The organism is Bradyrhizobium sp. AZCC 1588 (genome assembly GCF_036924735.1).
GTDB lineage: Bacteria > Pseudomonadota > Alphaproteobacteria > Rhizobiales > Xanthobacteraceae > Bradyrhizobium.
On the sequence record NZ_JAZHSC010000001.1, the window covers coordinates 5,511,299 to 5,531,376 of the forward strand.

The window sequence follows — 20,078 nt, forward strand, 5'->3', positions numbered from 1 at the left end:
GCCTTCTCGACGAATCCGCCTCATGAGGCGCACATGCCAGGCGTTCGCGGTCGACGCGAACGTCGGTGGGAGTAATGCCGGCATGAATGCAGTTTCCGACCCGGGCCCGGCTCTGCTGGAAGTGCGGGGCCTGAGCAAGAGTTTTGGCACGCTGCGGGCTCTGCAGGAGGTGGATTTCACCTTGCGGGCCGGTGAAATCCACGCGCTGCTCGGCGAGAACGGCGCAGGCAAGTCGACGCTGATCAAGGCGGTGACCGGTGTCTTCCCGCGCGATGCCGGCATCGTCAGGCTCAGTGGCACCGAGGTTGCGCTGCGCTCGGCCAAGGCAGCGGTCGACGCGGGGATTGCGACCGTCTATCAGGAGGTCAATCTGCTCCTGAACCTGTCGGTGGCGCAAAACCTCTATCTCGGCAGGCAGCCGACGCGGTTCGGTCTGGTGCGCGAGGCCGAGATGCGCCGGAACGCCACCGCGCTGCTGGCCGAGTTCGATCTGCATATCGACGTCGCCGAGCCGCTCGGAAATTATTCGGTCGCGGTGCAGCACATCACTGCGATCGCCCGCGCCGTCGACCAGTCGGCGCGCGTGCTGATCCTCGACGAGCCGACCGCGAGTCTCGATCGCCACGAGGTCGAGATCCTGTTCGCGGTGATGCGCAAGCTGGCCACGCGCGGGATCGGCGTCGTCTTTGTCACGCATTTCCTCGATCAGGTCTATGAGATCTGCGACCGCATCACGGTCCTGCGCAACGGCCGGTTGATCGGCGAGCGGAAAACTGCCGAACTGCCGCGGATCGAGTTGATCCGCATGATGCTCGGCCGCGAACTCGCCGAGACGACGAGTGAGCGCGCGGCAGCGCAAGTACGGCAGGCGGGGGAGCTCTGCGCGCGCTTCGAGGGCTACGGCAAGGCCGGCTATGTTGCGCCGTTCGATCTCGAGCTTCGCCGCGGCGAGGTGGTTGGCCTGGCCGGCCTGCTCGGATCGGGGCGCACCGAAACCGCGCGGCTGGTGTTTGGCGCCGAGCGCGCCGACAGCGGCAGCGCCACGGTCGACGGCAAGCCGGTCCGGCTGCAATCGCCGCGCGATGCGGTTGCCCATGGCTTCGGCTATTGCCCCGAAGAGCGCAAGACCGAGGGCATCATTGCTGACCTGACCGTGCGCGAAAACATCGTGCTGGCGCTGCAGGCCAAGCGCGGCCTCGCAAAACCGCTGTCTCGTTCCGAACAGGACGAGATCGCGACGCGGTTCATCCGCCTGCTCGACATTCGCCCGCCGGAGCCGGAGCGGCCGATCGGGCTATTGTCCGGCGGCAACCAGCAGAAGGTGCTGCTCGCCCGCTGGCTCGCCACCGCGCCGCGCGTTCTGGTGCTGGACGAGCCGACCCGCGGCATCGATGTCGGCGCGCATGCCGAGATCATCCGCCTGATCCGCGAACTGTGCGACGACGGCCTGGCGCTCCTGGTGATTTCTTCCGAGCTCGACGAGATCGTGACCTATTCCGACCGGGTGATCGTGCTGCGCGATCGCGCCCATGTCGATGAGCTGGAAGGGGAGGCCATCGACATCTCCAACATTCTTGGGGCGATTGCCGCTAGCAGCACCATTGGCGTGGAAGCCGGGCAAGCATGATGCAAAGACTGCTGCAAAGCCGTGGCCTCGCTCAGATTGTCGCCTTGCTGGTGATCCTTGCGATCGACCGCGCGGTCTCGCCGCAATTCTTCGATGTGCGGATGCAGGATGGACGGCTGTTCGGCAGCCTGATCGACGTCTTGAACCGCGGCGCGCCGGTCGCGCTGCTTGCGCTCGGCATGGTGCTGGTCATCGCCACGCGGGGCATCGATCTGTCGGTGGGGGCGGTCATGGCGATTGCCGGCGCCATTGCCGCGAGCCTGGCCGACGCCTACGGCCTGCCGCTGGCGCTTGCCGCCGCGCTCGGCGCCGGGTTGCTGTGCGGGTTGTGGAACGGCTTCCTTGTTGCGGTGCTCGGCATCCAGCCGATCGTCGCCACTCTGATCCTGATGGTGGCGGGCCGCGGCGTTGCGCAGCTCATTACCGAGGGGCGGATCGTCACCTTCACGGCGCCCGACCTGGTCTGGCTCGGTAACGGCGCCGTGCTCGGCGTTCCGACGCCCGTCGCGGTCGTTCTCGGCATGCTGGTTGTCACCGGCGCGGTGGTTCGCGGCTCGGCGCTCGGCCTGTTGATCGAGGCGACCGGCGGCAACGCAAGGGCGAGCGAACTGGCGGGGATCGGCACCCGCACCATGATCCTCGCGGTCTATGTCTGGTGCGGCCTGTGCGCGGCGCTTGCCGGCGTTATCGCTGCCGCCGACATCATGGGCGCGGACGCCAACAATGCCGGGCTCTGGCTCGAACTCGATGCCATTCTGGCCGTCGTGATCGGCGGCACTTCGCTGTTCGGCGGACGCTTTAGCCTCGTGCTGGCGATGGTCGGCGCGTTAATCATCCAGGCCATGAACACCGGCATTTTGCTGTCAGGCTATCCGCCGGAGTTCAATCTCCTGGTCAAGGCGGCTGTCGTGTTGATCGTCCTGCTGCTGCAGTCGCCGCGCTTCGCCAGCGCCGGGGCCGTGCTGGGGAGGGCGCGACAATGAGGCGGCTGCCGCCGGTCGCGATAACGGCCATCGTTTTTGTCGTCGGATTTGCGCTCTGCACGGCGCAATTCCCCAATTTCGCTTCCACCCGCGTGGCGGCCAATCTGCTGACCGACAATGCCTTTCTCGGCATTGTCGCTACCGGCATGACCTTCGTGATCATTTCCGGCGGCATCGACCTGTCGGTCGGCTCGGTGATCGGCTTTACCACCGTCTTCGTCGCGCTGGCGATCGAGCGCCTCGGCGTGCCGCCGCTGGTCGCCTTCGCGGCGATCCTCTTGCTATGCGCCGCGTTTGGCGCGGCCATGGGCGCCATCATCCACGTCTTCGACATGCCGCCCTTCATCGTCACGCTGGCCGGCATGTTCCTCGCCCGCGGCGCCAGCTTTCTGATGTCGACGGAATCGACGCCGATCAGCGCGCCGCTCTATTCGACGGTATCGGATTTCGCGCTGCGGCTGCCCGGGGGAGGCCGGCTCACCGCCATTGCCCTGATCATGCTCGCGGTGGTCGCGGTGGGCGCCGTGCTGCTGCATTTCACCCGCTTCGGGGCCAACGTCTATGCGCTCGGCGGCAGCCGCGCGACCACCGCACTGATGGGCATACCGGTCGGATCGATGACGGTGCGCATCTACATGCTGTCGAGCGTGCTTGCGGGGCTCGCCGGCATTGTGTTCTCCTTCTACACTGCGGCGGGCTACTCCTTGTCCGCGGTCGGCGTCGAACTCGATTCGATCGCGGCCGTGGTGATCGGCGGCACCTTGCTGACCGGCGGGCAGGGCTCGGTGGTCGGCACGTTGCTCGGCGTGCTGATCCAGGGCCTGATCCAGACCTACATCAATTTTGATGGAACCTTGTCGAGCTGGTGGACCAAGATCGTGACCGGTATCCTGCTTTTCGCTTTCATCGCCCTGCAGCAGGCCATGCTCGGCAGCGCCCGCCGCGCCGGCCCCCGTAAGGCAGGAGTTCTCAAATCATGACCTCCCGGCTTGTCGTCATCCCGACGCGGCGCGCGCATTCCAACCACGCCGAGGTCGCCCGCAGCATCGGCGTCGACATCATCGCCGGCCGTTACGCCGAAGGCGTCCGCCTTCCGGGCGACGCCGAACTCACGGCGATGTTCGGCGTGTCGCGACCGGTGTTGCGCGAGAGCGTCAAAACCCTGGTTGCCAAGGGCCTGCTCACCACCAAGGCACGGGTCGGCACCGTGGTGCGCGAGCGCGGCGCCTGGAACATGTTCGATGCCGACGTGCTGGCCTGGCATCTTGATGCCGGCATCGACCGGCGTTTTCTCAACGATCTCGCCGAAATCCGGCTTGCGGTTGAGCCGCGGGCGGCTGCGCTCGCCGCTAGCCGCCGCTCGGAGGCCGACATCGCCGAACTCAATCGGAGCATGGAGCGGATGCGGCGTGAGGCTTCCGACTCCGTCGGTTTTGCCGACGGCGATCTTGCCCTGCATCTGGCCGTCGCCAACGCTTCCGGCAATCTGTTCATGCGCTCGATCGGCAACGTCATCGAGGCGGCGTTGCGGGCCTCCTTCCTGCTCAGCGCCCCGGTCGAAACGCAGGACCGCGAGACCGTGCTGCTGTGGCATCAGCGCATCGTCGATGCGATCGCCAGCAGCGATGCGGAGGCAGCCACCGCAGCCATGACCGAGGTGATCCACAACGGATTGCGCCGTCATGAGGACGTTTCGCCATTGTCCGGCGCCGCGCCTGCGGTCTCCGCGGTGGTCGAGCCTGGAGAGCAATCATGAACCCGCTTCGCGTCGCCATCGTCGGTTTCGGCAAGATCGCGCGCGACCAGCACGTGCCGGCGATCGCTGCGACCGACGGCGTGGAGCTGGTTGCCGTCGCGAGCCGCAATGCCTCGCTTCCCGGCGTGTCGCATGCGGCGACGCTCGATGAACTCCTGCGCGACGGTCCACCGATCGACGCAGTGGCGCTGTGCACCCCGCCGCAGGTTCGCCAGGCGCAGGCGACGATGGCGCTTGCCGCCGGCAAGCACGTGATGCTGGAAAAGCCGCCCGGCGCCACGGTGGCTGAGATCAATCCGCTCGTGACCGCTGCCAGGACCGCGCGACGCACGCTGTTCGCCACATGGCACTCGCGCTTCGCTCCGGCTGTCGAGCCTGCGCGGCAATTGCTGGCCGGCCGGAAGGTCACGGCTGTCAAAATTACCTGGAAGGAAGATGTGCTGGTCTGGCATCCCGGACAGGTCTGGATCTTTGAGCCGGGCGGGCTCGGTGTGTTCGACCCCGGCATCAACGCGCTTTCGATTTTAACGCGGATTTTGCCGCAGCCATTGTTTGTGACCTCGGCCGATCTCGCGTTCCCCGCCAATCGCGACGCGCCGATCGCCGCGACCCTTGCACTCAGTGACGCGCAGGGACTGAAGATCACGGCCGAGTTCGACTTCCGCCAGACCGGTCCGCAGAGCTGGGACATTGATCTCGATACCGACGGCGGCCCGGTCACACTTTCCTTGGGTGGCGCGAGGTTGAGGGCAGGGGGCATCGAGCTCGTCGATGCCGCTGAGGCCGAGTATGCCGGGCTCTATCGCCGCTTTCGCGAACTCGCCGCAACCGGCGACAGCGACGTCGATCTTGCGCCGCTGCAACTCGTCGCCGACGCGTTTCTGCTGGGGCGCCGCCGCGCGGTTGAGCCATTCGAGGACGAGACATGAACAGTCCGTCTGTCCCTCGCGTGGCGCGTTCTCGCTTCGGTGTGATGCCTGACGGCAGCGAAGTCGAGCGCATCGTCCTGCAAAGCGCCGACGGATTGGAGGCGCGCATCATCACCTATGGCGCGAGCTTGCAGGCGTTGCTGGTGCCGGATGCCGCCGGACGTCGCGACGACGTCGTGCTTGGCCACGACGCGTTCGAGGGATATCTCGCTCGCCGCCAGTTCTTCGGTGCAACCGTCGGGCGCTATGCCAACCGCATCGCCGGTGCGCGCTTTGTGCTCGATGGCGCCAAGGTGCAACTCGCGGCCAATAACGGGGCCAATGCGTTGCATGGTGGGCTGGAGGGCTTCGATCGCCGTAACTGGCGTATTGTCCGGATCGATAATGGAGATCATCCGGCCGTGACGCTTGCCTACACGAGCACTGATCGCGAAGAGGGGTATCCCGGCAGGCTGGATGTGGAGGTAACCTGGCGCCTTGCTGGGCCGATGGAGCTCCGGCTTGACATGACCGCACGGACCGATCGGCCTACCGTGGTCAATCTCACCAATCACAGCTTTTTCAATCTGTCCGGTGCGCGCTCGGGCCGGGACATTCTCGATCATCACCTGACCGTCGCGGCGGATCATTTCCTCGCTATTGATGCCGGCGCGATCCCGTTGCCGCAGCCGCCGAGCGCAGTGGAGGGTACGCCGTTCGACTTTCGTGACGGCTTCGAAATTGGCGCGCGGATCCGCAACGATCATCCGCAATTGCGCGTGGGGCGCGGCTACGATCATAATTTCTGTCTCGCGCCGCCAAGTGGCGAGCCTCGCTTCGCCGCGCGGCTCGCAGCGCCAATATCGGGCCGCGTGCTCGAACTGTTCACCAACCAGCCAGGCCTGCAGGTCTATTCCGGAAACTTCCTGGACGGCACCACCGCCGGAAAGGGCGGCCGTCTCTACCGCCAGTCCGACGCCATTTGCCTGGAGCCGCACGCCTGGCCTAATACGCCCAACCGGCCGGACTTCCCGACGGCGCGGCTTTCGCCGGGCGAGGTCTATCGCCACTCCACGCTGTATCGCTTCACGCATGCGATCCAAGGCGCAATCGGGACACAATCCGTGGTAGAGTTGCCCGGGGAGAGCGGGCGATGATTGGTGGTTGCAAGAAGGAAGAGGTGCCGACGACCGTTCTCTGCAGCGAGCGGTGCCATCTTGGCGAGGGGCCGACCTACGACATCGCCACCGATACCGCCTGGTGGTTCGATATCATCGGGCGCCGGCTGTTCGAGGCGCGGCTCGATACCGGGCGGACCACCATCCATTCCCTCGGCGTGATGGGCAGCGCGCTTGGGCGGATCGACGCGCATCGACAGTTGCTCGTCGCCGATGACGGCCTCTATATCCGCGATACCGCGGATGGACGGATGACGCTGTACCGCCCGCTGGAAGCCGACAATGCCGCGACGCGTTCGAACGATGCACGGGTGCACCCGTCCGGCACCTTCTGGATCGGCACCATGGGCCGCCAGGCTGAGCGCGGACTGGGCGCCATCTATGCGCTGCACGGCGGCGAGCTATCGCGCCTTTATGATCACATCACGATTCCCAACGCGATCTGCTTCTCGGCGGATGGAACCATCGGCTATTTCGCCGACACCGGGGAGAACGTGCTGTTCCGCGTCGAGCTCGATGCGGCGACCGGCCTGCCGCGCGGTGCGCCCGCCCCGTTGATCACCCGGCGAGGCGGCGGCGGCATCGACGGTGCGGTGGTCGATGCCGACGGGCTGATCTGGAACGCGCGCTGGGGTGGCGGCTGCGTTGACGTCTACAGTCCGCAAGGCGAGCATCTGCGCAGCCTCGGCGTTCCGGCACGGCAATCGAGTTGTCCCGCTTTTGTCGGCCAAGATTTTTCGCGCCTGCTCGTTACCTCGGCCTGGCAGGGGATGGGGGAGGACGCGAAACGCGCCGATCCTGATCATGGCCGCACCTTCCTGCTCGACGTTGCAGCGCGTGGCCGCCCTGAACCAGACGTCAAACTTGCAACGGCTTGATGGAGGAATACGAGGCGCGGCACAAACGCGGGAGCGACTGAGTTTCAAGAAACCGCAGCCAGCGGTCCGACAATCTAGGAATCACAGATCCTCGGTGTTCAAGGGAGAGAAGCATGATTAGTCTGAAAACCACATTGTCGGCCTTGGCGCTGGCAGCGACCATGGCCACGACGGCGGTGACCGGCGCGTTTGCGCAAAGCAAGGGGACCGTCGGCATCGCGATGCCAACCAAATCGTCGGCGCGTTGGATCGACGATGGCAACAACATCGTCAAGATCCTTAAAGAGCGCGGCTACGGCACCGACCTGCAATATGCCGAGGACGACATTCCGAACCAGCTCTCGCAGGTCGAGAATATGGTGACCAAGGGCGCCAAGGTGCTGGTGATCGCGGCGATCGACGGCACCACACTGTCCGACGTGTTGAAGCAAGCCAAGGCCAAGGGGATCAGCGTGATCGCTTATGACCGCTTGATCCGCGACACGCCAAATGTCGATTACTACGCCACCTTCGACAATTTCCAGGTCGGTGTGCTGCAGGCCCAATCGATCGAGCAGAAGCTGGGACTGAAGGAAGGCAAGGGCCCGTTCAACATCGAACTGTTTGGCGGCTCGCCGGACGACAACAACGCCTACTTCTTCTACAACGGCTCGATGTCAGTGCTGCAGTCCTATATCGATAGCGGCAAGCTGGTCATTGGCAGCGGTCAGAAGGGCATGGACAAGGTCTCGACCCTGCGCTGGGACGGCGCCACCGCCCAGGCGCGGATGGACAACCTCCTGAGCGCGTTCTACGGCCGCAAGCGGGTCGATGCAGTGCTCTCGCCCTATGACGGCCTTTCCATCGGCATTCTCTCGTCGCTGAAGGGCGTCGGCTACGGCAGCGGCAACATGCCGATGCCGATCGTCAGTGGCCAGGATGCCGAAGTGCCGTCGATCAAATCGATGCTGCGCGGCGAGCAATATTCGACCATCTTCAAGGACACCCGCGATCTCGCCCGCGTCACCGCCGACATGGTGGATGCGGCCCTCAGCGGCAAGGAAGTGACCGTCAACGACACCAAGACCTACAACAACGGCGTCAAGGTGGTGCCGTCCTATCTCCTGAAGCCCGTCGTCGTCGACAAGAGCAACTGGGAGAAGGTGCTGATCGACAGCGGCTACTACAAGAAATCGCAGATCGACTAAAGGGAGGGCGGCGCCGGTCATCGCCGGCGCCGCCACTTGCCTGCATCCGACCGCAGATAAGGACGTGATGGTGCGATGACCGCAATTCTCGAAATGCGCGGCGTAAGCAAGAGCTTTGCCGGCGTGCAGGCCCTGCGCGACGTCAACTTCACGGTAGAGGCGGGGCAGATCCATGCGCTGGTCGGCGAAAACGGCGCCGGCAAGTCGACCTTGATGAAGGTCCTCAGCGGCGTTTATCCCCATGGCGATTACGAAGGCAGCATCATATTCGACGGCGAGGAGCGGCGCTTTCGCGACGTCAATGATTCCGAGGCTCTCGGCATCATCATCATCCATCAGGAGCTGGCGCTGATTCCGCTGATGTCGATCGCGGAGAACATCTTCCTGTCGCATCCGCCCTCGCGGCTCGGCGTGATCGACCGCGACACGGTTTACCGCCGCACTCAGGAACTGCTGGCCCAGGTCGGCCTCACGGAGATGCCCGATACGCTGGTGACGGACCTCGGCGTCGGCAAGCAGCAACTGGTGGAGATCGCCAAGGCCTTGTCCAAGAGGGTGCGACTGCTGATCCTCGACGAGCCGACCGCCAGCCTGAACGAGAACGACAGCGCTGCATTGCTGGACCGTCTGCTTGCCTTCCGCGCCCAGGGCATCGCTTCGATCCTGATCTCGCATAAATTGTCGGAGGTAGCGCGCGTCGCCGACCGGATCACGGTGCTGCGCGACGGTCGCACCGTCGACAGCATCGACTGCCGGGTCGAGCCGGTGGAAGAGGACCGGATCATCAAAAGCATGGTCAATCGCGACCTGGCGCATCGCTTTCCGCAACGCACCGCCGCCATCGGCGCACCGGTCTTCGCGGTGCAGGACTGGACAGTGCATCACTCGCTGCACAGAGACCGCAGGGTTATCAAGAGCGTCGATTTCGAAGTCCGGCGCGGCGAGGTGGTCGGGATCGCCGGGCTGATGGGCGCCGGCCGTACCGAATTCGCCATGAGCCTGTTCGGCCGAGCCTGGGGCGAGCGGATCAGCGGGCGCATCTGGCTCGACGGAAGGGAGGTCAACCTGACGAGCGTGGCTGCGGCGATCGACGCCGGCCTTGCTTACGTCACCGAGGATCGCAAGCAGCTTGGCCTGATCCTGGATGCCGACGTCCGCAAGAACATCACGCTGGCGAGCCTGAGCCGGGTGGCGCGCCAGGGCAGGATCGATGACATGGCCGAGCTGCGTGTCGCGAGCGAATACCGCAACCGGATGCGGATTCGCTGTTCCGACGTCTATCAGGAGACCGGGCAGCTCTCCGGCGGCAATCAGCAGAAGGTCGTACTATCGAAATGGCTGATGACCGATCCGAAAGTATTAATCCTCGACGAGCCTACGCGCGGCATCGATGTCGGGGCAAAATACGAAATCTATTGTATCATCAACGAGCTTGCCGAGGCAGGCAAGGGCGTGGTGATGATCTCGTCGGAAATGCCGGAGCTGCTCGGGGTTTGCGACCGCATCTGCGTGATGAATGACGGCGCCTTCGTCGGAGAATTCGCCGCTGCGGAAGCCACCCAGGAAAGGATCATGCGCGCCATCATGCGCAACAAGGAAATGCACAAGAAGGTACTTCAGGGAGACTTGCGGCCATGACCGACAAGACGGTTGCGCTGCCCGGGCACGCCGGCTTCATCAAGAACAATTTGCGCAACTACGGCATGCTGCTGTCGCTGTTTGCGATCATGTTGTTTTTCCAGGTCATGACTGACGGCACGCTGCTGCAGCCGCTGAACCTGACCAATCTGGTGCTGCAGAACAGCTACATCGTGATCATGGCGCTCGGCATGCTCTTGATCATCGTCACCGGTCACATCGACCTGTCGGTCGGCTCGGTGGCGGGCTTTGTCGGCGCCGTCGCAGCCGTGCTGATGGTGCGCTATCACGTCGCCTATCCGCTGGCCTTCATCGCCTGCCTGCTGGTGGGCGCCCTGATCGGCGCCGCGCAGGGTTATTGGGTTGCCTACTTCAAGATCCCGTCCTTTATCGTGACGCTGGCCGGCATGCTGGTGTTCAAGGGGCTTGCGCTTGCCATCCTGGCGGGTCAGTCGGTCGGGCCATTTCCGCCGACCTTCCAGAAACTGTCCTCGGGCTTCATTCCCGAACTGTTTCCCGGCGCCGGCACGCTTTATCCGACGTCGCTGTTGATCGGCGCGGTATTGGCGGTGGCTCTGGTTTATACCAGTGCCAAGAGCCGGGCGCGGCAGGCCTCGCACGGCATCGAGGTCGAGCCGTTTGGTTTCTTCGTCGCCAAGAGCGCGGTGCTGTTCGCCGTGATCGTGTTCTTCGCCGGCCTGATCGCCTCGCATCGCGGCCTGCCCAATGTGCTGGTGATCATGACGGCGCTGATCGCGCTCTACGGCTTCGTCACCACCCGCACCGTGATCGGCCGCCACATCTATGCCATCGGCGGCAACGCCAGGGCCGCCAGCCTGTCCGGCATCAAGACCGAACGGCTGACGTTTTTAACCTTTGTCAATATGGGCGTGCTGGCGGCTCTCGCGGGTCTCGTATTTGCCGCGCGGCTCAATACCGCGACGCCGAAGGCCGGCGCCGGCTTCGAGCTCGACGTCATCGCGGCCTGTTTCATCGGCGGCGCGTCCGCCTATGGCGGCGTGGGCAAGGTCGGTGGCGCCGTGATCGGCGCCATGATCATGGGCGTCATGAACAACGGCATGTCCATCCTCGGCATCGGCATCGACTACCAGCAGGTGATCAAGGGCCTGGTGCTGCTCGGCGCCCGTCTGCCTGGACGTCTACAACCAGCGGAGATAGGGCGCTGCGGCTACGCAGCCGCAAGCTCCCGCTTCGCGAACTCGCTGGTCTTGAGACGCGCGACGAGTGCCGCCACTTCCTCGGTCTCGGCGGGCGTCAGGTCCGTCAGTGGCGAACGCACATGGCCGCTGTCACGGTCGATCACCCTCATCCCCGCCTTGATGATCGAGACAGCATAGCCGCGTTTGCGATTGCGGATCGCGATCAGGGGGAGGATGAAATCGCGCAACCCGGCCTGCACCGTCTCGCGGTCGCGGCGGCGCACGGCCGCGTAGAACTTGGTCGAGAACTCCGGGACGAAGTTGAATACCGCGGAGGAATAGGTGGTTACGCCCATTTCCAGATAAGGCAGTGCAAAAGTCTCGGCCGTCGGCAATCCACCGATATAGGTCAGCCGGTCGCCCATGCGCAGGTGGATGCGGGTCATCAGCTCGATGTCGCCGATACCATCTTTATAGCCGACCAGGTTGGGGCAGCGCTGGCACAGTCTCTCGAGCGTATCCTCGTTCAGGATCGCATTATCGCGGTTGTAGACGATGACACCGAGCTTGGTCGCGTTGCACACCGCTTCGATATGGGCCGCCAGTCCTTCCTGTTCGGAAAAGACCAGATAGGGCGGCAGCAGCAGCAAGCCGTCGGCGCCGGCCGCCTCTACCCCAACGGCAAGTTGCGTCGCCATCGCGGTGCCATGGCCGATCCCGGCGAGCACCGGCACGCGGCCCTTGGTCTCGTCCACAGCCGTTGCCACGACCTTCGCGACCTCGGCCGGGCTCAGCGAGAAGAATTCGCCGGTGCCGCCGGCGGCAAACAGACCCGCCACCTCATACCCGCACAGCCAGTCGAGATTGGAGCGGTAGCGGGTCTCGTTGAACGTGTTGTCGGGCCGAAATGGTGTGACGGGGAACGACAGCAGGCCATCGCCGATCCGGCTGGCCATCTCCTTGGGGGTCATCTTGCTCATGCTCTGATCCTTCAGCGGCTTACGCCGAAGGATTAATGCAAGATGCCCACGGACGGAGACCCAATCACTGTATCGATCGATCCATTGATTGCATCGAGCCGGGTTGGCCGGCAAGGTCTCGGGCAATGCCGGCAATGACGGGGAGAAGCGGATTGTCATTGTCGCTGCGCCGGACAAAGAACAGTTCGGCCGGCCGCTGCCACTGCATCAAGACGGGCCGCAGCACGACGCCGCTGAAGCGCAGGTTAGCCGCGGTCTCGGGGACCAACGCCACACCGACACCCGAATGCACCATGGCGAGGATCGAATGGATCTGCGCAAGATGCTGCGCGTAATTCGGCACTAGATTTGCGCGTGAGAACAGCTCGACCAGGAGATCGTGGAAATAGCGGGCTTCATAGGGCTCGTACATAATGAAGGGCTCGCTTGCGAGATCCTCCAGGCGTAGCTCCTCCGCCTGAGCCAGCGGATGGTCGCTCGGCAGTGCCGCGACCAGCGGTTCCGCCGTCACGCGGAAGGCGTCAAGACCACCGCGCGGTATCGGCGGGCGGAGCAAGCCGATATCGATCTCGCCGGAATCGAGCCGCTTGAGCTGATCGCTGGAGACCATTTCCTTCAGCGAGATCTCGATATCGGGAAGTTCACGCCGGCAGGCCGCGACCAGCGCCGGCACGTAACTGTAGGCGGATGTGGCCGTGAAGCCGATATTGATCGATCCGGCCTTGCCGCTTGCCATCCGCCGGGCCAGCACGGCCGCGCTTTCCGCGAGCTTGAGGAGGTGCCGCGCATCGACCAGAAAACGCTGCCCCGCCGGCGTCAGCCGGACGGCTCGGTTGCTGCGCTCCAGCAGTGTCACGTCAAGGACGCGTTCGAGAATCTGGATCTGACGGCTGAGCGGCGGCTGCGTCATGTTCAGTCGCAGCGCCGCGCGCCCGAAATGCAGTTCTTCCGCAACTGCAACGAAGCAGCGCAACTGGCTCAACTCAAACATGAAATCTGTATTTTCAACCTGAGACGAAGGGCCGGTGACCGGCCGGATGTCCGACTTCTACCGGCTGATGCGCGGACGATCCATCCAAAAAAGGTATCGACCTATCCGCAGACTAATTCATAGGCCACCCTGCCCATGACCTATCATTCCTCCCCAACGCTGCCTCGAAGGTCTGCAGCCTGCCGGCGAAAACGGCGGGATCGCGCTGAATTGCGCTTTGAAACGGAGGAACGACCGATGTCTATGCCATCTCGCGCCCGGGCGATTGCCGCCGCTGTCCTTACAGTGTGTGCCTTGGCGCCAAGCGGAGCCGGCGCTCAGAATTTTGAGCGGCCCGTGCGGCTGATCGTGCCGTTCGCCCCCGGCGGCACCTCGGATATTTTGGCGCGCCTGATCAGCCCAAAACTATCCGCCGCCATCGGTCAGTCGGTCGTGGTCGAGAACAAGCCGGGCGCAGCGGGCAATCTCGGGGCCGACGCCGTCGCCAAGGCGCAGCCCGACGGCCACACGCTGTTGCTGATGGATGTCGGATCGCTGGCAACGGCGCCCAGCCTGTTCTCCGATCTCACTTTCGATGTTCAGAAGGACCTTGCGCCCATTTCCATGGTGATGTTCGGCCCCTACGTCCTGGCCGTCCACGAATCGGTCCCGGCGAAGACGTCCAAGGAGCTGATCGAATACGCCAAGGCCAATCCGAACAAGCTCACCGTCGCCAATTCCGGCGTCGGCGGTGCCAATCATATCACCGCCGTGGTGATGGCGAAGGAACTCGGAATTCAGTGGAAGAATGTTCCCTACAAGGGCGGGGCCGCCGCCTCGCGCGCCGTCGTGTCCGGGGAGAGCGGCGTGATCATCAACGGCGCTGCGGCGACGATGCCTTTTGTAACAAACAAGCAGCTTGTCGGACTTGCTGTCACCGGCGAGCAGCGGATTGCCTCGGCTCCCGATCTGCCGACTTTCAAGGAGGCCGGCCTGCCCGGCGGCGACGCCGGGACCTGGCAGGGCATCCTGACCACGGGTGGCACGCCGCCCGCCATGGTCGCACGATTGAACGCCGAAATCCGCAAGATCCTGGAGCTGCCCGAGATTCAGCAGAAGATCGCCGAGCAGGGTGGCGTGGTGCGCGGCCAATCGCCGGAGGAATTCCGCAACTGGCTCAAGGACGCGACGACGCGCTGGGGCACGATCATTCGCGAGGCCGGCATCAAGGGCAGCTAAGGGCGGGCTGATGACGCGTTCCCGGACCGACCTGCAGGACCTACTGTTTGGCCTGTTCCTCGTGGCGGTGGCGACGGGTACGCTCGTCGCCACGCGCAATCTGACGGTCGGTCATGCCGCGGACATGGGCCCCGGCTACATGCCCCGCGTCGTCGCACTCGCGCTGATGGCGTTCGGCATCTTCTTTACTGGGCGTGGGCTCTGGCGCGCGGGTCGCGGCATCGCACCCGTTCAGTTGCGGCCGCTGCTGGCGATCCTGGCTTCTGTCGGCGTTTTCGCGCTGACGGCGGAGCGGTTGGGCCTTGCGATCGCCTCCGTCGCCGCCGTGATGCTCGCCAGCTTCGCCACGCGAGAAGGCCGGCTTGTCGAGACCGTGGCGTTTGCCATCGTGCTTTCGGGCGCCGCCGTTCTTCTGTTCGTCAAGTTGCTGGGCTTGCCGATCCCGATCTGGCCCCGCTAGGGCGGCACGCTTCGCAGGCAGACGCATATGGAACTCTTTGACAATCTGCTGATGGGGCTTTCGACGGCCCTTCAACTCAACAATTTGATTTTCTGCCTGATCGGCGTGGTCATCGGGACTGCGATCGGCGTGCTGCCCGGTATCGGTCCGATTCCAACGGTGGCGTTGCTGTTGCCCTTCACCTTCGGTCTGTCGCCTGCGAGCGCCATGATCATGCTGGCCGGCATCTTTTACGGCGCGCAATATGGCGGTTCGACCACCGCCATCCTGGTCAATGTGCCGGGCGAGACGTCGTCGGTCGTCACCTGTATCGACGGTCACGAGATGGCCAAGCAGGGCAGGGCCGGAACCGCGCTGGCCATTGCCGCGATTGCCTCGTTCTTTGCCGGCACGATGGCGACGATCGTGATCGCGGTACTCAGCGTGCCGTTGTCGGTGCTGGCGCTCAAATTCACCGCGGTTGAATATTTCAGTCTCCTCGTGCTCGGCCTGATTGCCGCGGTCGTGCTCGCGCATGGCTCGGTCGCCAAATCGCTGGCAATGGTGCTGCTGGGGCTGTTGCTCGGCCTCGTCGGGATCGATGTCTCCTCGGGCGTCGCGCGCATGACCTTCGGCATCGCCGCTCTATCGGATGGTCTTGATTTCGTGCCGATCGCGATGGGCCTGTTCGGGCTGGGTGAAATCATCGCCAATCTGGAAAGACCCGCCGAGCGCCGCGTCGTCAGCCAGTCGATCCGCAGCCTTATCCCGAGCTGGCAGGATTTGCGGGCGGCTTTTCCGGCCGTGGTGCGCGGCACGGCGCTGGGCTCTGTGCTGGGGGTGTTGCCCGGCGGCGGTGCCGCGCTTCCGCCGTTCTCCTCCTACGCGCTGGAGAAGAAGCTCGCCCGCGATCCCTCACGCTTCGGCAAGGGCGCCATCGAGGGCGTTGCCGGTCCGGAGGCCGCCAACAATGCCGGCGCCCAGACCAGCTTCATTCCGCTGCTGACGCTCGGCATTCCCGCCAACGCCCTGATGGCGCTGATGATCGGCGCGCTGATGATGCAGGGCATCCAGCCCGGCCCGCAGATCATGACCGAGCAGCCCAAGCTGGTTTGGGGCGTCATCGCCAGCATGTGGGTCGGCAACCTGATGCTGCTGATCATCAACCTGCCGCTCATCGGCCTGTGGGTCTCGATGCTGAAGATTCCCTACCGCCTGCTGTTTCCCGCCATCGTGCTGTTCTGCTGTATCGGCACCTACGGAATCGCCAACAGCCTGTTCAATGTCTGGCTGATGATGGGTTGCGCCTTGATCGGCTATTTCTTCATCAAGATCGGCGTCGAGCCGGCGCCGCTCCTGCTCGGCCTCGTGCTAGGTCCACAATTGGAAGAAAACTTCCGGCGCGCGATGTTGATCGCGGACGGCGATTTCACCGTCTTTCTGTCGCGGCCGATCAGCGCGGTCATCCTCGCAGTCGTCGCCGCCTTGTTGCTGGCAATGCTTTCGCCGGCAATTCTGAGAACGCGGAAAGAGGCGCTGGCGGAATGAGCGGTGTGGGCGTCAGTCGCGCAATTGCCAGCGACCGATGACCCGAAAGTGCGAATTCGGATTGTCCTGACGGCACAGCGCGATGGCGTCGATCGCGAGCGGGCCGATGCCGGTTGTTGAAAACCTGCTGCGTAGCATTGCCACAACCGGCTCGCGCCGTTCGGCGGGAAGCCGCCCCGTCAGCGTCATGTGGAAGCGAAATTCTTCGAAGACGTAAGGGTAGCCCCAGCGGTCGAGATAGTCGCGCTGCCGTGGCGTCAGCGCCTCCGGACTTCGCCGCGCGCGATCTTCCGGGCTGAGGGGAGCGCGGAACGGATCGAATGCCCTGGTCGCCTGGGCGGCAAGCAGGTCGAGATCTGCCGACGGTTCGGCGGGAATGACCGCAATGAAACCGCTGATCGAATCGACGACCGGTTGGATCACGGGCACTGGCCGGGCCAGATCGGCGAACAATTCGCATGCCGCAGCAAGCTGTGCCTCGGCCTTGCCGTCGGCCAGCGCTATCGGCGCCTTCAGCGTGGCGTGAAAGCCGTATTTGCGCGGATCGCGCGTCAGCTCGCGCCAGTCCGATGGGAGTCCGTCCGGAAAGGGCAGGTCTTCGCCGCTCAGGGCATCGTAGCCGAGCAGAGAGCCGCCTAACCGGTCGAGCGCGCTGCCGGGCGAGGCGGTATAATAGATTGCGTAACGGGGGTAATTTGCCATTGCGCCAGAATAGGGCCGCCTCACGCGGCTGCAACCGCCTTGCGTGGTGCTGTGGACGAATGGACGAGACGGTTCGCCTCCGTCAGATGTACGAGACGCCCCGCGGCAATGACTGCGACTACCCGCGGCCGCAGCGGCACTGTGTCATCGACGAGAAGGATGTCGGCACGCTGCCCCGCGGCGAGCGTGCCGCGATCGGTGAGGCCGGCGGCGCGTGCCGGTGCCGCCGAGATCAATTGCCATGCCGCGCCCAGCGGCAGAACGGCGTCGGTCGCAAGCCGGAATGCCGCCAATAGCGGCGCCGGATAATAATAGTCCGACGCAAGCACCGAACAGAGGCCCTTGGCGATCATGTCGGAGGCCCTGGTCCAGCCGGTATGGCTGCCGCCGCGCACCACATTGGGCGCGCCAAACACGATGAAGTCACCGGCCTCGGCAGCATCGCGTGCGGTTTCCTCGTTGACCGGAAATTCGGCGATTGCAACGCCCTGCGCACGAAAGGCCTGCCGCTTCGCCGGGCTCTCGTCATCATGCGAGAGCATCCGGACACCCGCCGCGCGCGCTGCCTGCGCCAGCTGGGTGATCGAAGCCGGCACGTCGTGGCCGCGGGAAACCACACGTTCCACCAGGCGATCGAACGCCTCATTGCTGAGGCCTGTGCGTTCGACCATTCGGCTGCGCTTTTGCGGCTTGGCGAGGCTGGCGACCGTCGAGTCCATATGGTCGTTGAAGGCGAACAGGTCGACGCGTCCTTCCGACAGCCAGTCGATGATTTCGCTTTCTGCGTCGAGATTGTAGGTCTCGTGACGCAAGTGGAAGCGAGTGTCGGCGGCGAGCTGCGGCCGCATCTGCTCGATCGCCTCCAGCAAGCGCCTGGCATTGTCGGCGCTGCGCAGGCGGGGCTCCCACGACCAGGTCGTGGCATGGTAGACGGTCGTGATCCCGTTGCTGATCGCCTGCCGGTCGCTGTCAACAAGCGCCACATCGATCGGGAAGTCGACCCCGGGGCGCGGCATCATCTGCCGCTCGAAGGCATCGCCATGCAGATCGACAATGCCCGGCAATACCAGGAGGCCATCGGCATTGACGCCGCCGATGCTGTGGTTGCTGTACGCAGCTACAGCTGCGATCTCGCGGCCAGCGATCCGCAATGAGGTTTCGACGATTTCGTGGCCGAGCAGGGCCCGGCCACCTTCGATGAACAGTTCGGTCACGATGCGGCGCTCTGGTTGAATGGACGGCGCGTAGCTGCTGCGGCAGCTTCGTACTTTTCGAGAAAGCCCTCTACATCGAGCTTGCGGAAATCGGGCAGGGCGTAGCGCAGCATCTCATGGCCCCAATCCCACCACGCGAGTTCCGCAAGCCGCCCGGCAATGGATTCCGGAAAGCGCCGCTTGATCGGCCGTGCCGGATTGCCTGCAACGATCGTATAGGCGGGGACATCCTTGGTCACGATGGCGCCGGCCGCGACCACCGCGCCGGTGCCGATCGAGCGGCCGGGCAGAATAACCGCGCCGTGGCCGATCCAGACGTCATGGCCGATATGGACGTGATGCTTGCGGCGCCAAGCAAAAAACTCGGCATCGTCGCTCTCGCCCGAAAAGTAGCTGCTGGCACGGTAGGTGAAATGCGCCTGCGAGGCCCGGTGCATCGGATGATTACCCGGGTTGATGCGTGTCATCGCCGCGATCGAACAGAATTTCCCGATCGTCGTGTAGGTGATCTGCGAGTCGTTCACGACGTAGGAATAATCGGCCATCGCGACTTCGAGCAGAATGGTCCGGGCGCCGACCTCGGTGTAGGCGCCAAGCTGGCAGTCGCGCACTGACGCGGTGGGGTCGACCAATGGTTCAGTGGAAAGCATCTTGCCGGCCATCGGTAACGTCCATCAACAATTGGGGGAAAGGGGCACCCGCTCGTCTTCGATGCGCTTGATGACAGGATCATGACGGACACATGACGCCAGCCGCTGCTGTGGACGAACGCCGCAGCGCAGCACTCGTGTCACACAACTGTAAGATCGAGCCGCTAGCGATGCTTCACGATCGGAATTCTGGAGCAGTGCATGCTGGTGGTAGAGGGTTTGACGTGCCGGTTTGGCACCAAGGCCGCGGTGGACAATGCGTCATTTTCGATCCAGCCCGGCAGCTTCGTCGGCGTGATCGGCCGCTCCGGCGCCGGCAAGTCGACGCTGCTGCGGATGATCAACCGCCTCGCCGAGCCTTCCGAGGGACGCATCCTGTTCGAAGGCGTCGACGTGACCGCGCTGCGCGGCAAGGATTTGCGGCAATGGCGCGCGCGCTCCGCGATGATCTTCCAGCAGTTCAATCTGGTCGGCCGGCTCGATGTCCTAACCAATGTACTGATGGGGCGGTTGGCTGAAATTCCGTCCTGGCGCTCGCTGACCCAGCTTTGGCCCGAAGAGGACAGGGCGCTGGCAATGTCGGCACTGGAGCAGTTCGATATGGCGGCGATCGCCGCCCAGCGCGCCGACCAGCTTTCCGGTGGTCAGCAGCAGCGCGTCGCGATCGCCCGCGCACTGGTGCAGGAGCCCGACATCATTCTCGCCGATGAGCCGATCGCCTCGCTTGATCCCCGCAACACGCGGATCGTGATGGACGCGCTGCTGCGCATCAACAAGCATTTCGGCATCACCGTGATCTGCAACCTGCATTCGCTCGACCTGGCGCGGACGTACTGCGACCGCCTGATCGGCATGGCGGCCGGGCGGGTGGTGTTCGACGGCGCGCCGGAGACGCTGACCGATCGCATCGCGCGCGAGCTCTATGACCTCGAAGCCAATGACGTCATGGGCATCGCGCCTGCGCCGGCGCCCGATGGAGTAGCCGTTCCGGAACTCGGCACCGCTGCTGCGGCCTGAAGCT

At 64.3% G+C, this 20,078-nt stretch carries 18 protein-coding genes and 1 pseudogene; 14 read left to right on the forward strand and 5 right to left on the reverse strand.

All coding sequences use genetic code 11. The annotated features are described in order from the left end of the window. The first annotated feature begins 82 nt into the window (after positions 1 to 82). The 10 genes and pseudogenes from V1277_RS25630 (at position 83) to mmsB (ending at position 11,334) form a co-directional block, all read left to right on the forward strand. Complete coding sequence (locus V1277_RS25630) at positions 83 to 1,627, forward strand: sugar ABC transporter ATP-binding protein (RefSeq protein ID WP_334418699.1); 1,545 nt, start codon at positions 83 to 85, stop codon at positions 1,625 to 1,627. Further along, positions 1,627 to 2,610 (forward strand): ABC transporter permease, encoded by a 984-nt coding sequence (locus tag V1277_RS25635; protein WP_442894601.1) that lies wholly within the window; start codon positions 1,627 to 1,629, stop codon positions 2,608 to 2,610. The genes V1277_RS25630 and V1277_RS25635 overlap by 1 nt, the downstream gene beginning before the upstream one ends. Further along, entirely contained in the window at positions 2,607 to 3,590 is a 984-nt protein-coding gene (gene yjfF / locus V1277_RS25640; protein WP_334418701.1) for a galactofuranose ABC transporter, permease protein YjfF, read from the forward strand. The genes V1277_RS25635 and yjfF overlap by 4 nt, the downstream gene beginning before the upstream one ends. Next, on the forward strand, positions 3,587 to 4,366 hold the full coding sequence (locus V1277_RS25645; protein ID WP_334418702.1) for a FadR/GntR family transcriptional regulator: 780 nt from the start codon (positions 3,587 to 3,589) through the stop codon (positions 4,364 to 4,366). The genes yjfF and V1277_RS25645 overlap by 4 nt, the downstream gene beginning before the upstream one ends. Next, a complete protein-coding gene (locus tag V1277_RS25650) occupies positions 4,363 to 5,295 on the forward strand; it encodes a Gfo/Idh/MocA family protein (protein ID WP_334418703.1) in 933 nt (310 codons plus the stop codon). The genes V1277_RS25645 and V1277_RS25650 overlap by 4 nt, the downstream gene beginning before the upstream one ends. After that, positions 5,292 to 6,431: an aldose epimerase family protein gene (locus V1277_RS25655; RefSeq protein WP_334418704.1), complete on the forward strand. Its 1,140-nt coding sequence runs from the start codon at positions 5,292 to 5,294 to the stop codon at positions 6,429 to 6,431. The genes V1277_RS25650 and V1277_RS25655 overlap by 4 nt, the downstream gene beginning before the upstream one ends. Beyond that, on the forward strand, positions 6,428 to 7,330 hold the full coding sequence (locus V1277_RS25660) for an SMP-30/gluconolactonase/LRE family protein (protein WP_334418705.1): 903 nt from the start codon (positions 6,428 to 6,430) through the stop codon (positions 7,328 to 7,330). The genes V1277_RS25655 and V1277_RS25660 overlap by 4 nt, the downstream gene beginning before the upstream one ends. 113 nt (positions 7,331 to 7,443) lie before the next feature. Then, positions 7,444 to 8,517: a multiple monosaccharide ABC transporter substrate-binding protein gene (chvE, locus tag V1277_RS25665; RefSeq protein ID WP_334418706.1), complete on the forward strand. Its 1,074-nt coding sequence runs from the start codon at positions 7,444 to 7,446 to the stop codon at positions 8,515 to 8,517. A 75-nt stretch (positions 8,518 to 8,592) separates the two neighbouring features. Next, entirely contained in the window at positions 8,593 to 10,155 is a 1,563-nt protein-coding gene (gene mmsA / locus V1277_RS25670; RefSeq protein ID WP_334418707.1) for a multiple monosaccharide ABC transporter ATP-binding protein, read from the forward strand. Continuing rightward, a pseudogene (gene mmsB, locus V1277_RS25675) lies at positions 10,152 to 11,334 on the forward strand (multiple monosaccharide ABC transporter permease). Before mmsA ends, mmsB begins: the two are co-directional and overlap by 4 nt. Before the next feature lie 10 nt (positions 11,335 to 11,344). On the opposite strand, the gene kdgD reads toward mmsB, so the two are convergent. Further along, positions 11,345 to 12,295, reverse strand: a complete 951-nt coding sequence (gene kdgD, locus V1277_RS25680; RefSeq protein WP_334418708.1) for a 5-dehydro-4-deoxyglucarate dehydratase — start codon at positions 12,293 to 12,295, stop codon at positions 11,345 to 11,347. Positions 12,296 to 12,359: 64 nt separating this feature from the next. After that, complete coding sequence (locus V1277_RS25685; protein ID WP_334418709.1) at positions 12,360 to 13,286, reverse strand: LysR substrate-binding domain-containing protein; 927 nt, start codon at positions 13,284 to 13,286, stop codon at positions 12,360 to 12,362. Positions 13,287 to 13,523: 237 nt separating this feature from the next. Between V1277_RS25685 and V1277_RS25690 the strand changes: the two genes are divergently transcribed. Genes V1277_RS25690 through V1277_RS25700 form a run of 3 tightly spaced genes read left to right on the forward strand, consistent with a single transcriptional unit; the run spans position 13,524 to position 16,491 of the window. Continuing rightward, on the forward strand, positions 13,524 to 14,504 hold the full coding sequence (locus tag V1277_RS25690) for a Bug family tripartite tricarboxylate transporter substrate binding protein (protein ID WP_334418710.1): 981 nt from the start codon (positions 13,524 to 13,526) through the stop codon (positions 14,502 to 14,504). A gap of 10 nt (positions 14,505 to 14,514) precedes the next feature. Continuing rightward, positions 14,515 to 14,964 (forward strand): tripartite tricarboxylate transporter TctB family protein, encoded by a 450-nt coding sequence (locus V1277_RS25695; protein ID WP_334418711.1) that lies wholly within the window; start codon positions 14,515 to 14,517, stop codon positions 14,962 to 14,964. A gap of 27 nt (positions 14,965 to 14,991) precedes the next feature. Next, complete coding sequence (locus V1277_RS25700) at positions 14,992 to 16,491, forward strand: tripartite tricarboxylate transporter permease (protein WP_334418712.1); 1,500 nt, start codon at positions 14,992 to 14,994, stop codon at positions 16,489 to 16,491. Positions 16,492 to 16,503: 12 nt separating this feature from the next. Here the strand turns inward: V1277_RS25700 and V1277_RS25705 are convergent, their stop codons facing one another. Genes V1277_RS25705 through V1277_RS25715 form a run of 3 tightly spaced genes read right to left on the reverse strand, consistent with a single transcriptional unit; the run spans position 16,504 to position 19,069 of the window. Then, positions 16,504 to 17,193 (reverse strand): DUF1045 domain-containing protein, encoded by a 690-nt coding sequence (locus V1277_RS25705; protein ID WP_334418713.1) that lies wholly within the window; start codon positions 17,191 to 17,193, stop codon positions 16,504 to 16,506. A gap of 20 nt (positions 17,194 to 17,213) precedes the next feature. Then, on the reverse strand, positions 17,214 to 18,407 hold the full coding sequence (locus V1277_RS25710) for an alpha-D-ribose 1-methylphosphonate 5-triphosphate diphosphatase (protein WP_334418714.1): 1,194 nt from the start codon (positions 18,405 to 18,407) through the stop codon (positions 17,214 to 17,216). After that, positions 18,404 to 19,069, reverse strand: a complete 666-nt coding sequence (locus tag V1277_RS25715) for a transferase hexapeptide repeat family protein (protein WP_334418715.1) — start codon at positions 19,067 to 19,069, stop codon at positions 18,404 to 18,406. Before V1277_RS25715 ends, V1277_RS25710 begins: the two co-directional genes overlap by 4 nt. Before the next feature lie 189 nt (positions 19,070 to 19,258). Between V1277_RS25715 and phnC the strand changes: the two genes are divergently transcribed. Then, on the forward strand, positions 19,259 to 20,074 hold the full coding sequence (phnC, locus tag V1277_RS25720; RefSeq protein WP_334418716.1) for a phosphonate ABC transporter ATP-binding protein: 816 nt from the start codon (positions 19,259 to 19,261) through the stop codon (positions 20,072 to 20,074). Positions 20,075 to 20,078 lie beyond the last annotated feature (4 nt).